Origin of the sequence: Pelodictyon phaeoclathratiforme BU-1, assembly GCF_000020645.1 — a bacterium.
Classification (GTDB): Bacteria; Bacteroidota; Chlorobiia; order Chlorobiales; family Chlorobiaceae; genus Chlorobium; species Chlorobium phaeoclathratiforme.
Map to the genome: position 1 here is coordinate 2,732,374 of NC_011060.1, position 13,694 is coordinate 2,746,067.

At 45.9% G+C, this 13,694-nt stretch carries 17 protein-coding genes; 9 read left to right on the top strand and 8 right to left on the bottom strand.

The features are described 5' to 3' along the window. Nucleotides 1–64: 64 nt before the first annotated feature. From PPHA_RS13015 to PPHA_RS13035, 5 genes are all read left to right on the top strand, one after another. Nucleotides 65–2,332 (top strand): penicillin-binding protein 1A, encoded by a 2,268-nt coding sequence (locus tag PPHA_RS13015; RefSeq protein ID WP_012509276.1) that lies wholly within the window; start codon nt 65–67, stop codon nt 2,330–2,332. 34 nt (nt 2,333–2,366) lie between these two features. Further along, nucleotides 2,367–3,908, top strand: coding sequence for a glutamine-hydrolyzing GMP synthase (guaA, locus tag PPHA_RS13020; RefSeq protein WP_012509277.1), 1,542 nt, complete (start codon nt 2,367–2,369; stop codon nt 3,906–3,908). A gap of 54 nt (nt 3,909–3,962) precedes the next feature. Then, nucleotides 3,963–4,406, top strand: a complete 444-nt coding sequence (locus PPHA_RS13025) for a rhodanese-like domain-containing protein (RefSeq protein ID WP_012509278.1) — start codon at nt 3,963–3,965, stop codon at nt 4,404–4,406. Next, entirely contained in the window at nt 4,373–4,561 is a 189-nt protein-coding gene (locus PPHA_RS16055; protein WP_190274002.1) for a hypothetical protein, read from the top strand. The genes PPHA_RS13025 and PPHA_RS16055 overlap by 34 nt, the downstream gene beginning before the upstream one ends. Before the next feature lie 273 nt (nt 4,562–4,834). Continuing rightward, a protein-coding gene (locus tag PPHA_RS13035) for an ISNCY-like element ISPph5 family transposase (protein WP_150085532.1) occupies nt 4,835–6,315 on the top strand; the annotation gives its coding sequence in 2 pieces (ribosomal slippage) (nt 4,835–5,297 and nt 5,297–6,315; 1,482 coding nt in all). Between the two features lie 296 nt (nt 6,316–6,611). Here PPHA_RS13035 and PPHA_RS13040 read toward each other — a convergent pair. Together PPHA_RS13040 and PPHA_RS13045 are read right to left on the bottom strand one after the other, a co-directional pair. Continuing rightward, complete coding sequence (locus tag PPHA_RS13040; protein WP_012509279.1) at nt 6,612–7,031, bottom strand: DUF3024 domain-containing protein; 420 nt, start codon at nt 7,029–7,031, stop codon at nt 6,612–6,614. Nucleotides 7,032–7,128: 97 nt separating this feature from the next. Continuing rightward, complete coding sequence (locus PPHA_RS13045; protein ID WP_012509280.1) at nt 7,129–7,314, bottom strand: helix-turn-helix domain-containing protein; 186 nt, start codon at nt 7,312–7,314, stop codon at nt 7,129–7,131. A gap of 140 nt (nt 7,315–7,454) precedes the next feature. Here PPHA_RS13045 and PPHA_RS13050 point away from each other — a divergent pair, with 140 nt between their 5' ends. From PPHA_RS13050 to PPHA_RS13070, 4 genes are all read left to right on the top strand, one after another. Beyond that, nucleotides 7,455–7,685, top strand: coding sequence for a hypothetical protein (locus PPHA_RS13050; RefSeq protein ID WP_012509281.1), 231 nt, complete (start codon nt 7,455–7,457; stop codon nt 7,683–7,685). Next, nucleotides 7,682–8,104 (top strand): type II toxin-antitoxin system VapC family toxin, encoded by a 423-nt coding sequence (locus tag PPHA_RS13055; protein WP_012509282.1) that lies wholly within the window; start codon nt 7,682–7,684, stop codon nt 8,102–8,104. The genes PPHA_RS13050 and PPHA_RS13055 overlap by 4 nt, the downstream gene beginning before the upstream one ends. An 889-nt stretch (nt 8,105–8,993) precedes the next feature. Continuing rightward, nucleotides 8,994–9,470: a DUF1566 domain-containing protein gene (locus PPHA_RS13065; protein WP_012509283.1), complete on the top strand. Its 477-nt coding sequence runs from the start codon at nt 8,994–8,996 to the stop codon at nt 9,468–9,470. Nucleotides 9,471–9,548: 78 nt separating this feature from the next. Further along, a complete protein-coding gene (locus PPHA_RS13070) occupies nt 9,549–10,526 on the top strand; it encodes a hypothetical protein (RefSeq protein ID WP_012509284.1) in 978 nt (325 codons plus the stop codon). A gap of 167 nt (nt 10,527–10,693) precedes the next feature. On the opposite strand, the gene PPHA_RS13075 is transcribed toward PPHA_RS13070, so the two are convergent. The 6 genes from PPHA_RS13075 to PPHA_RS13095 all read right to left on the bottom strand — a co-directional run bounded on the left by PPHA_RS13075 (nt 10,694) and on the right by PPHA_RS13095 (nt 13,645). Next, nucleotides 10,694–10,924: a hypothetical protein gene (locus PPHA_RS13075; protein ID WP_150085718.1), complete on the bottom strand. Its 231-nt coding sequence runs from the start codon at nt 10,922–10,924 to the stop codon at nt 10,694–10,696. Between the two features lie 62 nt (nt 10,925–10,986). After that, entirely contained in the window at nt 10,987–11,253 is a 267-nt protein-coding gene (locus PPHA_RS15760) for a DUF5763 domain-containing protein (RefSeq protein ID WP_150085720.1), read from the bottom strand. Between the two features lie 699 nt (nt 11,254–11,952). Continuing rightward, on the bottom strand, nt 11,953–12,402 hold the full coding sequence (locus PPHA_RS13080) for a hypothetical protein (RefSeq protein WP_012509287.1): 450 nt from the start codon (nt 12,400–12,402) through the stop codon (nt 11,953–11,955). Beyond that, nucleotides 12,395–12,862: a hypothetical protein gene (locus PPHA_RS13085; RefSeq protein ID WP_012509288.1), complete on the bottom strand. Its 468-nt coding sequence runs from the start codon at nt 12,860–12,862 to the stop codon at nt 12,395–12,397. The genes PPHA_RS13080 and PPHA_RS13085 overlap by 8 nt, the downstream gene beginning before the upstream one ends. A 283-nt stretch (nt 12,863–13,145) precedes the next feature. Then, the gene (locus PPHA_RS13090; RefSeq protein WP_012509289.1) at nt 13,146–13,391 is read right to left on the bottom strand and encodes a DUF2442 domain-containing protein; all 246 of its coding nucleotides are present in this window, start codon (nt 13,389–13,391) and stop codon (nt 13,146–13,148) included. Beyond that, on the bottom strand, nt 13,388–13,645 hold the full coding sequence (locus tag PPHA_RS13095) for a DUF4160 domain-containing protein (RefSeq protein WP_012509290.1): 258 nt from the start codon (nt 13,643–13,645) through the stop codon (nt 13,388–13,390). Before PPHA_RS13095 ends, PPHA_RS13090 begins: the two co-directional genes overlap by 4 nt. Between the last annotated feature and the right edge of the window lie 49 nt (nt 13,646–13,694).

A 13,694-nucleotide genomic window follows, 5' to 3' on the forward strand; every position in this document is an offset into this window, starting at 1 on the left:
TGATCTTTCGTCCGCAACGCTGCTGGCGTGGCTGCAAGTGTAAACCTTAACATTAATCGCTACTGTGAGTAAACTATTGAACAAGACCTTTTTTTTTCTTTTTATATCGTTCGTTACCATAACGCTGATATCCCCGGAGATCTCTGCAAAAGGCTCTTTTCTGGGTCTGCCAAGCCTTGAGGAACTTGAAAATCCCAACCCGGAACTGGCCTCTCTTGTCTATTCCGAGGATGGTGTGCTGCTCCATAAATTTTTTGTAAAAAACCGAACCTTCGTTCCGCTGAGATCAATTCCATTGTCTACCCGTTATGCCCTGATTGCAACCGAAGATGTCGCTTTTTACAACCACTGGGGAGTCGATCTGAGACGGTTTGTTTTGGCAATGGGTGAAAATATCATCAAGGGGCGAACCCGCTGGCAGGGGGCAAGCACCATTACCCAGCAGCTTGCCAAAAATCTCTACCTAACCAGGGAGAGAACCATAAGCCGAAAATTCAAGGAGTTGATTACCGCAATTGAACTCGAAAAGACCTATACAAAAGACGAGATTCTTGCACTCTATCTCAACACCGTCTATTTCGGTGCCGGGGCGTACGGCATTGAGGCCGCAGCCCATACTTATTTTGGAAAACCCGCTTCTCTCCTTACGCTGCCGGAGAGTGCAACGCTGATAGCAACACTGAAGAACCCGACAGCCTATAACCCTGCAAAGTATCCGTCAAGCGCAGCCAGCCGGCGAAACCTGATCCTCTCTTTGATGGAAAAGGTTAAATTCATTACGCCCCAACAGGCAGCCAAAGCACAAAGAACCCCATTGGTGGTAAGATATACTCCGATAGACCACCAGGGTAGAGCTCCCTATTTTACCGAGTATATCCGCCAGACGCTGAAACCATCGCCGACAGTCGGAAACATTGACCTTTTCCGTGACGGAATGACGATACGAACAACACTCGACAGCCGCATGCAAAACTATGCCCAGCAGGCCTCCGCCGAACATCTGGCTGAACTGCAGGCTACATTTGACCGCTCATGGGTATGGCCGGAATCGCTGAAGAACCAGATGATCATGGAGAGCGAACGGTTCAAGGGATTGAAAGAGAATGGTCTCTCGAATCAGCAGGCGATGGCAAAGATCAAAGCAGACAAGGTTTGGGTGAAGGAGCTGCTGAGGGATAAAACCAGAATACAGGTGGCATTGGTGGCCATTGATCCGAGCAACGGTCATGTCAAGGCGTGGGTTGGAGGAAACAGGTTCTCACCCGATGAATACAGGTATCAATACGACCATGTCTGGCAGGCCAAGCGACAACCCGGCTCAACATTCAAGCCTTTTGTCTATGCCGCAGCCATCGATAAAGGATTGCCTGCAAACTTTCAGGTCCTCGACCAACCCCTCACGTTTACTTCAGGAAACGGCGTTTGGTCGCCGAGAAATTCCGACGGTTCGTCAGGCGGCATGACGACGTTGCGTTCGGCATTGATCCACTCATTAAACCAGGTTACGGTCAGGCTTGCCTATGAACAACTGTCGGTAGCGGAAATCATCAGCTATGCGAAAAGAATGGGTATCACCTCCCCCCTTGCTTCAAATCTCTCGCTCGTTCTTGGAACGTCGGCAGTGTCACCACTGGAACTGGCTGGAGCCTTTTCAACCTTTGCGAATAACGGGATCTGGCATGAACCGGTCTCAATCCTGAAACTTGAAGACAAGCACAACCGTCCCATTTCGGAATACATTCCAAACCACCGTATTGCCATCGACTCCACCTCCAATTTTGTGATGGTCTCGATGCTCAGGGATGTGATCAACAGGGGTACAGGCGCTGCAGTCCGATCCCGTTATGGCTTTAACATTGAGGCGGCGGGCAAAACCGGCACAACCCAGAGTATGAGAGATGCCTGGTTTGCGGGTTTCACACCACAACTTGTAGCTGTTGTATGGACTGGATTTGATGATGAGCGCATCAAGTTTACCTCCATGGAATATGGTCAGGGCGCTCGGGCAGCGCTTCCCATATGGGCCGGCTTTATGAAACGCTGTTACAGTGATCCCTCTCTGCAACTCGATAATCGCTCTTTTCATATACCCGAGACCATTATTGCCGTACCGATTTCCCCGCAGACCAATACACCTTCTGATCTGCTCGGCAGTAATGTCTATATGGAGTATTATACGCCAAAGGGCTTCCAGTACTATCAGTCCCATCCTGTACAACCAAACAATGGAAGCTCCCCTTCTGCAGAGGGAGAGAACTCTGATTCCGGAAACCACGACGGATCACCTCATCTGCAGATGCCTTTTCCAGCAAAAGAAGAGAGTGTTTTCTGATATCCCGTTCATTTAACGTACAACTGTTTTTTTTATGCAATCAGTCCTGGTTCTTGATTTTGGATCACAATACACGCAGTTAATTGCCCGTCGTATACGTGAACTGGGTATTTATTCTGAAATTCTTCCCTACAATACCACACCGGAGAGTATCAGGGAACACAACCCAAAGGCAATCATCCTTTCAGGTGGGCCAACCAGCGTTTACGATGCATCAGCCATTCTGCCTGATGATGGCATCTTTTCTCTCGGGATTCCCATGCTTGGCATCTGCTACGGACTGCAGGTTATCGCCAAACATTTCGGAGGAGAGGTAGCCAGTTCATCCAAGCATGAATTTGGCCGTGCAAAAATTATGGTTGCCCAGGACAATGAGCCTGAAAGCCCTCTCTTCCACGATATTCCGGATTCTGATGTCTGGATGAGCCACGGCGACAAAGTAATGCAGCTTCCTGAAGGGTTCAGGGTAACGGCCAGCAGCGAGAACTCGGAGATGTGTGCCTTTGAAAGTTTCGGAAGCAAGGGCGCCCTGAAGATCTACGCATTGCAGTTTCACCCTGAGGTGCAGCACACCCTCTATGGCAAACAGCTTCTCTCGAACTTTCTGATTACGATTGCCGGCATCACGCCTGACTGGTCGTCGAAAAGCTTTATCGAACACCAGCTTGAAGAGATCAGCCGCAAAGCAGGCAAAGAGACGGTCATCTGCGGTATCAGCGGAGGCGTTGATTCAACCGTAGCAGCCGTCATGGTCGGCAAGGCAATCGGCAAACAACTGCACTGCGTCTTTGTCGATAACGGCCTGCTGAGAAAAAATGAAGCAGAAAAGGTAATGACCTTTCTCTCAACTCTTGGCCTCAGGGTTACTCTGGTCGATGCTTCCGATCTCTTCCTGAAACGACTCAAAACGGTAGCCTCTCCGGAAAAGAAGCGCAAAATCATTGGTCGCACCTTTATCCAGGTCTTCGAAGAGCAGATGGAGCAGGAAAAATTTCTGGTGCAGGGCACGCTCTACCCTGATGTCATTGAAAGCGTCAGCGTCAAAGGCCCTTCGGAAACCATCAAGTCGCACCACAATGTGGGTGGACTGCCGAAACGGATGAAGCTCAAGCTTATCGAACCGCTTCGGGAGCTCTTCAAGGATGAGGTGCGTGCTGTTGGCCGCGAACTGGGCATTGCCGAGGATATTTTGATGCGCCACCCCTTCCCCGGCCCAGGTCTTGCCGTCAGGGTACTCGGGTCAGTCACCAAAGAACGGCTCGACATTTTGCGGGATGCCGACGAAATCTTTATTGAAGAGCTGAAATCAACCGGACTCTACCAGAAGGTATGGCAGGCATTCGCCGTGCTGCTTCCGGTACAGTCGGTCGGTGTGATGGGCGACAAGCGCACCTATGAAAATGTTCTGGCACTGCGGGCTGTGGAATCGTCTGACGGCATGACCGCCGACTGGGCTCAACTGCCGCATGATTTTCTGGCCCGCGTTTCAAACCGCATCATCAACGAAGTACGCGGCATCAATCGAGTGGCCTACGATATCTCATCGAAACCACCGGCAACCATTGAATGGGAATAACAGCACCGATCTGAATCCGTTTTTTTTCATAGCATAACCACCTCTCCAAGCACCATGTCGGGAAAGCCATTACGGAGGAAGCTGATCGCTTCGGTTCTCTTGCTTTCAAGCCTTTCGCCTGCCGCATCACCACTCCATGCGGCAGCATCGGCAACGATGGCGAAAGAAGAAACAGGCGAACTCGATCTCTCGGCGACCAAAGCCCTTTTTGACACTCAATCGGCCTTTTTTGTCGATGCACGTTCCGAATACGCTTATGACATTTCGCATATCAAAGGAGCCCGCTCTCTTACAATGAGCCGGTTTGACGAGCAGTTTCCTGAATTCAGTCAAAACAAAAGTGCTGAAACCCTTATTGTGGTCTATTGCATTGGGCCCCGTTGCGGCAATGCCCGGCATGTTGCTGAAAAGCTGAAGAAAAACGGTTACAAGAATGTCAAAGTTTTTTCAGGCGGTCTGCTTGAATGGTTTCATGCAGGATTCCCGATGGAAGGTTGAGCTGCTTTGAAGTTACCCTTGGCAAGCGTGCCACCGTCGGTATCACCGGCTGGCTTACGGCATCAGCACACCATGAGGGTGCTCCGCTGGCCATCCTGTCGGCGCTGGTGCTCATCGTGCTAGTGGCCAGGGCAATGCTGCCGAAGAAACATTAATCCTGCCATCACGGTTCGATACCACACCTCTCTCGATGGTTCGTATGCAGATATTCAGGTGCATAGGCAAACCATTTGTTAGTGGATGAACGAAAAACTGTTATGATATTATAAAATAATAGTTTATATTGTTATTTCATGGTCAAAGATATTTGACGGACCCTGAGCTAAAGCGTAATAATACCCCATTAGAAGCATTTTTGATAGAGAAAAGGTGTTGCAGGGTGCCCTCAAAGAGAAACAGACTCCAAACTTCGTTTTTTGAAATCCACTATGCGTAGCGTCATCAACCACCAAATGATGTTCGGTCGTACCGATATTTCTGCCATTGTTTTCGATCCGAAATCACGAGATGATATCCCAAAAATCTTGAGGGGCCTTCAGGGCATCTACACCGACGAGGAGTTGCGCAAGCGTGTTTTTGCCATCCTCGAAGAGGTTCGTCCTGAACGGAAAAAAGGAGAAGGAAAAGCTGACCCAAACACAGGGCGTCCCGGTATGGAGCAATGGGCAATTTTGGTACTGGGTGTCGTTCGACTGGGAATCAACGCTGATTACGATCGGCTTCATGAATTGGTCAATCACCACGATACGCTTCGCCAGATGCTTGGTCACAACGATTGGACTGATAAAACATCTTATGAACTCCAGACCATCAAAGATAATGTCCGACTGTTTACCCCCGAATTGCTTGATCGAATCAACCAGGAAATTGTCCGTGCAGGTCATACGTTAGTAAAAAAAAAGAGGAAGAAAATTTCCCTTTAATGGCCCGAGGTGATTCGTTTGTGGTGGAAACCAACGTTCACTTTCCTGCTGATACAAGCCAGTTGTTCGATGCCATTCGCAAAGCCATTGAGGTCTGTGCGAAATGGTCTTTTGATGAAGGATTAAGTCAATGGCGCCAATACGATCATAACATCCGGCATATCAAAAGAATGCGTCGTATTGTGCAACAGCTCAAGCACTCGACATCAAAAAAGCCGGAAAAGAAAGCTCTCAAAGATCAACAAATAAAGCAAGCACTCCTCGATTACCTTGCGGCAGTCGATTATCAGTTACAACGGGCAGTGCGTACCGGCGCAGAACTGGGTGGCTTAAATCCGTTGCGGCTCAGCCAGCTTAACGGCTATATTGCTCATGCTGAGGTACAAATGGGGCAAATTCGTCGTCGGATAAATGACGAGGTTATTCCGCATGCGGAGAAAGTCTTTTCAATTTTTCAGCCACACACCGAGTGGATCAGTAAAGGCAAGGCGGGAGTGCCGGTTGAGTTGGGATTACGGGTCTGTATTATCGAAGATCAGTATCGTTTTATCCTGCATCATCAGGTCATGGAAAAAGTTGTCGATAGCGACATCGCAGTGTCCATTATCGAAGAGACCAAGCAACGTTTTCCAAACTTGCGATCGATCAGCTACGACAAAGGCTTTCATAGCCCGGATAACCAACGCGACCTGAAAGCGCTTCTTGAAAAAGTTGTTATGCCGAAAAAAGGCAAGCTCTCAAAAATCGACAAAGCTCATGAATCCGAGCCGGAATTCAGGAGACTGCGACGGCAGCATTCGGCAGTTGAATCAGCAATCAACGCACTTGAGGTTCACGGCTTGGATATATGCCCTGATGATGGCATCAAAGGATTCAATCGCTATGTTGCCCTTGCAGTGCTGGCTCGCAACATTCATCGTTATGGAGCACTCTTGTACAAGCAGGATGCGAAGCGACATCGAGGGCCCTACAAAAAAGCTGCCTGAGTTCTCTCCCCAAAAAAAGAGTTTTTTACCAATTCGCAGGGAGAGATCCGTTCGTTATGACGCTTCCTGGAGCAAAATTCGGTAGTTTACCCATGGCGTGTCACGATCAGCACAAAAACGCCTTTTGTTGATCATTAAAAATGGTTTTTAATCCGGCGGGAGGTTGTCAAATTTTCAAAAAACAGGGGTTTTCTTTCTGGCACTTGTTAGCAATTTTTTCTATAATCGATAGTTGAAACGATTTGAGAAAATGCTCAAAAAGTCATGATGAACAGAGCTTTATCTTTGCCTGACGGCTACAAATCAAAAAATGGGTCGTTTTGAACTGCTGCCAAACACTGTTCAAGCGACAAGTCTTGATACAATTCTACCCAATCGCCAGTATAGCGCATGAACGCCATATTGAACTGATTATCCCGGATATATTCCAGCCGAACCAACTTGGCTTCAAAGAAAGGTATTTGAGCGTTGGGTCCAGGGACATTATATTTTGCACAAATGTAAAAATAGTGTCGATACCACTTTGTATACATATCGGCGATGTAATTGCGCTGAAATTCATCAGGAGCGGGTGGAGGTTGAATGTGCTTTGGTTTCAGAACCTTTTCCACAAATTCATCCGCCTTTTGCTTGACAATTTCTTTTGTCTTCGTTGGCACTTTTGGTGCCGGTGGTTTAGATGGACTATAGACCCACATTCCCTGACTTTTAGCCATAATGCCTGCTTTATGTTATGAAAAGAAAAGGCCTAACGACAAGACAAGCGGCTCTGTCCGCTTCATCCTCTCATATATTCCCTGATGTCAGAACCTGCTACTGAAAACTAACGTGTGGCTTGACTCCCAAAACAGCTCTGACACGGCGCAGAAAGGCCAGACTGACGTTTCTGTACGTGCCTGATTCCAGGCGGGAAATCGCAGCCTGTGACGTATGTGCCTGACGCGCAAGCTCTTTTTGAGTCATACCGGCAGTTAAGAGGAGAGGAACAATTTTTTTCATTTTTTTGGTTATCTTTTTAACGGGTACACTGCATTTTTTTGCAGAGGTGTAATCTGCACATTAAAGAAACCAACCCACCTAAATAACATGAATTCGACATCCAGGCAGATTACTTTATAATCCTGAAACTGTAACTATCAATGCAATTAACAATTACATTACCTGATATTCTGCCGGATCAACTATCACCGGTTATTAATAAATTGAAAGCTCTCTTTACCAAGGAAGGTATTGCTGTAGAAATAAAGCCAGAGGCGCTGTCATATGATTCCTGGGATAACCTCAATATTGATAAAATTGCAGTTGATACCGGCAGGGACGATTTTGCCGAAAATCACGATCATTACCTCTATGGAATTGCGAAGCGATGACGGAGCATATTTTCGTTGATACATCAGCATTGATTGCCCTGGGTAATAAACGAGATGCTTTTCATTTTCAGGCCATTGGCATCAATGATAAATTGAGCAGGTCAAACATTACATTTGTAACAACAAGTGCAATTTTGCTTGAATTTGGAAATGCTTTCAGTACGGTTACTCTGAAACCTTTTGCAATCAAGTTGATTGATGCAATAAGACAATCAAAAAAATGGACAAGCATCCTTGTTGATGAAAATATTATCAGCAGAAGTTTTGAACTGTATAGACAAATGATGGATAAAGAATGGGGTTTGGTTGATTGTGCAAGTATTCATGTGGCGAAGAATATGGGAATAAAGGATATTTTCAGTACTGATCATCATTTTGAACAGGCAGGGTTCCAGATTTTGTTAAAACGGCCTGCATAGCGACCATACTACTAAAAAAATTTCAGAATACGGAACAGCGTCAACGAGCCTCCATTTTTTCACCTGCCTCTCAGCGACTCACAAGCGTAAAGCGCAGTACAGGTCGTCATGCTCAAAAGCACTCTCCATCCGTTTTATTTCTGCCGGTCGTGCACCAACAGTTTTTGCCCCCTCGCCCCAGGTCTGCGTAACATGGGCAACCTCAAAATCATTCGATCAGCATCAGCCTTCTGCAATCCAAAATAATGGGCGACATCACGAACCAGTCCGGAACTCTTCAAAGCAACAAGGAACCCAAGGGGATGCTCACAACGATGTAAACTTATAGCTCAAGGCGCTTCACAATCCCGTTCACCGCTGCAGTCAAGATCCCGAGCTGACGCGCCGCTCCGGCATAGGTCATCCGAACTCCAGCACATATTTCAAAGTTAGCATTTTCCGTAGCTCCGAACAATCCCGCTTTCGGCTTCCCCCTCTATTGCTTGAACGTTTTGAGCTGTACAGAACGGATAACAGAATAGGGTTTGATTTGGTTTGCACCTTCAAACGATGAGCAATGGGTGTTTTTTTACGCTAACCCTGGGTGATTCTTATTTTCCGATCACACCAGTGTTCCGTTAATGAACTTGTGAATAATACTTGCTACATAAGTCTGGTACGGCAAGCCTTCTTTGATGCCCTTTCTTTGTAACTCAGTGAGCTCTCTTTCAGAAATCCGAATATTCAGCCTCTTATCCTTTTTCAAAGAATTACCAGCGTACTCTGCCAACTCATTTCTTCTTTTTGAAGTGGTAAACTATTACGGAAAGCTGTAAACTACCTTTTTTGAATTCACCGGGTCAAGTGCCCCCTCATCCAACTCAGCACACGCTTAAAAGCAGAAAATTGCATGACCTTGTTCAACAAAGTCTTCGGAAAAAAATCATCCTCAGAGCCACTTGTCAAGATAGGCTCTCAATATGGTGGTGGCATTGTCTTTTATGTTGATCATACCGGACGGCATGGTTTGATTGCCGCCAAATCGGACATGGAGGGCTCCTCTCCGGGCATAGCCGCCATGAAAGGGTTGTCTGAAGGTTTGTTTAACTGGCCTGATGCCATTGCGGCGTGCAGAAATTCTGAAAATGGCGGTTTCCGCGACTGGTTTTTGCCTGACAAGGAACAGTTAAACCACCTTTTTATGCATAAACGGGAAGTCGGCGGTTTTGTGCATGATTCAGCCAACTACTGGAGCTCCTCGGAAAATCCTGATGGAGGGGGCTGGATAAAAGCCGGAATCTGGATAAAGGATTTCAACTCTTTCGGCTGCCAGAGCGCCGAACCCAAAGAGGCCTACAACCGTGTGCGCACCATCCGGGCATTTTGACAGCAACATGCAGAGTTCAGTGAAATTTTGTTTTTGTGGGGTAACAACAACTTGTCGAACAACCGAAATCGTACTCTTATGAAACGCAAGATTCATCTCTCCTATCTCCACGTTGCGTTATTGCTTTCACTCTGGCTGCCAATGTATGGTTGCAGTACGCCTCATGCAGCAACTGAAGACACATCGCAGCAACCAACTGCCGGCATAAGCGGAATGGCGCAGATTGACGGCAACTCCTGGCTCGTCGTTCACGATGCGTTATCGTTTGAAAACGGCCCAAGAATGTCAATCATAACGCTATCGGCATATGCGGCACCGGCTCTCCATCCTGTCACGGTTGACTCCTGGCCGGACGCCGACGGGCGGGCGAGCGATCTTGAGTCACTGTGCCCGCTTCCCTCTCATCCGAACGAATATCTCATGGCTGAATCAGGAACATGGAAGGAAAAAGGCGGACGATTATTTCATCTTCGCCTCAACGCTTCAACAAAACAGGCTGTAATTCTTGGCGTCATGAAACTGCCGGTACTGGCGGATAACAACCCTCAACAGGTTGGCGATCAGTATGAGGCTCTTGCATGCGTACGAGGAGCAGACGGCAGATTGTTGCTCCTGCTTGGCGAAAGAGGGGGATCACAACGATTTCCGGAGGGGGTTATTCGATGGGGCGTTCTTGATATCGAGCGCCATGAGCTTCAGTTCACCGAAAAGGGGCTTGAAGGAGTGAAGGTCAATGCTCCCGGCAAATGGAAAAACGAGCTGACAAACCGGGATATCAGCGATATGTACATCTCTCCCGAAGGTGAAATCTGGGTATCTGCCGCAGAAGACAACGGAGATAACGGAGCGTTCAATTCAGTGATCTACTCTCCGGGCAGAATTTCCGGTAATTTCAGTTTACCTGTTCTTGCCAATCGGCATTCCGGGGTCTGGCGGACTATCGGCTCTCTCAAGATTGAGGCATTAAGCGGAGCTGCCGAATCTGTCGCAGGAAGCCGTATGAGCATCGGCAGCGACGACGAAAATTATGGCGGCATCTGGAGGCCTGTGGAATAATCCGCCTGAAACAGCCTGAATTTCGACGATACGAAAAAGCCTCTCCCTGGCGTGCAATGTCAACATCAGGGTAAAGCAGGGCGGACATCTGAAGGATGAAATCCGTACCGCATTGAAATTTCGTCAGTTGCTCGAACAGTGAATCAATGGAATGCAACAGCTGTTGATCATCTGACATACCCGCCGAAGCTATTTTTTGCATTATACTCGCCTTTTATCCATTCACCATTTTTCATCTTCTCGATACGAACATCCCTGAATCTTACGGATTCCGGATCCTTTGCGATATTTATTACCGCTGTTTTTGCCTCGATAATCGCTTTAGGCTCAACAGCGCCATGCAGGAATAACGGATACATCATCATTATCATTAAAATGATAAAAGATCTTATTTTCATACATGTATGTAGTTTTTTTATAAACATTTCACATCCTGCGTCACGACAGCGCCATTTCTATTTTATCTACTCAACCATTTTCCAATACCGCTCCAATCTCCTGTAATCGCGCCATACAATAAAGCCAAAGCCAGAATCACCAGAATACAGCCGGTTACAACTGAATCATGAGACGAACGCTCCTCTGGTGTCATGGCCGAGTAGTTTCTCTCAAATTCTCTTCTTCTCGCTTGACGCGTTGGAACTCCAACATGAAGATGACAGTAGCCATTTGCTGTCGCTTGATTACGGCATGGCTTGCCTGACTTTGTGAATCCCTGACACTGCATCTATGAAGTCAAAATTTCTTTTATTCTTGAAAAGAATCAACTAGCTAACAAGTCCAGAGCATCACGATTCTGCATCTTGAAGATATTGTTAATATATATTATAAGTTACCAAAAGAAGTACCATTAACTCTATAAACCAACGCCGCAGCCTACCACACCTTGCCATGTCGGTATGGGTGATGTTGCTTTCCCTCTCATCCTACGAGGTCAGCCTGAAAATTGTGGTGATTTCGGAGCTCAATAGGACTCCTGTGTTTTCCCCTGTCAACGCTTCCCCATTCCATTGCTGGCTATCGAGGCATGACTCGGGGTCATGATGGTTGGCTATACCTTTCATGTGAGTAACTTGCATACTCCACTTTCTACCGGTTTTTATCGGCGCTTACTGGATGTCCCCAAGTATTCCATTCTACAGAACACCCAGTGTAGGGTAACAAAACATACGACCTTCGAAATGATGTCCTTCATCATTATTCACTATTTTTCCTGTTTTTTCCCAAGTAAAATAGTCGATTTCATTCCCTTCATCGTCTGATGTTTTAGTAATTATGCACCTCCGATCACGCGGGTTTTCTACAAACGCAATGTGATCAACCCTTACAATCTCTCTATCGGCGCGCTGGCATAGTCTACCCATATAAACTTCATTTTCTACATGATCACACTCAGAAAATAGGGCATTACATATGGAACATTTGCCTATGGTTTCAACAAAGCTAGGGGTGTTATATTTTTTCCATCCTGGAAAAAGGGGATTTTTCGGGCGCATTTTAGACGGGCCTCGAGATTTCGAACCCCTTCATAATCACTGACTTTTAAAGCGATAGACGTATATTCCTGTGCATCCAACAAATGGGTCCATGAATTTTCAAAATCATTCTTCTTTAGATCTATCCACATAAAGAGAGATGATTTTAGAGCGTTGATCATGCATTGCATGTGGAAAAACTGATTGGCCGCATACTCGTTGTTTTTTTCAATTACTTGAAGCTTATATTGCTTAATAATCCCAAGATATTTTTCACACTCCGACACCTTCTGATGCTGCATTTCTGTGGATCTAGTATAGAAACTGAATTTCCCACAAGAATCTATAAAATCACAGAACTCTTCGTGAATTTTCTCATATGAAACTCTGTTCTCATTCATTGTCAATGCTCTTGCTTGCAATTTTATTTATTGATTCTTGGAGCTTATATAGACCCTCTATACCACCTTCATAGGATATTTCTGTTAATTTTGATGTTTTCGTTTCCTTGTGGATAACCTTAAGGCGAATATTTGGCCTTTCTTTGCCCTTGAAGAAATCAGTTACGTAATTTGCAATAACGCCACAAGTGATAGAGATTAGCTCAGGGTTGTGTGATAACGCTGAAGACGAGATAAACAAGAGTGGGCCAAACCAATCGCCAGAGCGTTGCTCTACAAGCAATTCAGGTTCAGTTAAATATTTAATATCAAGCTTATACCTAGAGTATTTATAGAATGATATTATTGTCGAATGATACACATGCTTTTCATCTGCTTGGTAATTATGTGGCAGAATAACAATACCTTCAGAGCTCGGATCAAATTGTGGAACATCTATTTCTTTAATCGTAACTTCCATATTACCTCCTTAGGATTGTGCATGGTTTAGCCATAACAATAATTAGATGGATCCGTCTATACCGCAGATTTTTGAGTTACAGTAGATATAAGACGTCATTTCCAAACCATCAAAAATATCACTAACCTATTTTTTATAAATCGCTTAAATCAACTATTTGTTTTTATTTCTGCATCTTAGACGGATCGGCATAACAACATTGACTATAAGTCGAGAACGAGGCTGTAAACCCCTGATGGTGAACGAGTTAGTATCAATAAATAACAGAAGGTCAGACAGTGTTCTACTGCTCTGCTTTACCAACAACCTGCCATTGCGCCTCAATTGTGTCCGCTGACAAATCCACACCACACGCCCATTCGACGAAGTATCCTCCGTTGATAACCTTTATGAATTCACCATGGTCACGAAGCTCTTCAAACGCTTCGTATTCCAGATAAGGAGTGACATCAAAACGACCAACACGGCCATCTTCCGAAACAACTGACAACACCCAATCAGGTTGTGGATGTAGTTCTGCAATTCTCATTGATCAAGTCCCTTTATCGGAAATGGTTTCTTTCCATTTACTGCCAAATTCCAGTCAGCCAATAAATCTTCGTGATGAATCTCGATCCAGGCAACTACCAGCTTGTGTTTGTTCGGTGGCAGTAAACCTGCCAATAACGTTCCTTCAGGGATAGAGAACACTGCAACGTTTCCCTGATAATCTGCATGTATGTGCGGAACATGATGTTTCTCGGCATCCCGAAATAACATCCGAATAAGAACACCGTAAAACATTTAAATCGTAGGCATTATGCTCTAAACTTTCTCTTGTTGAGTTTATGAT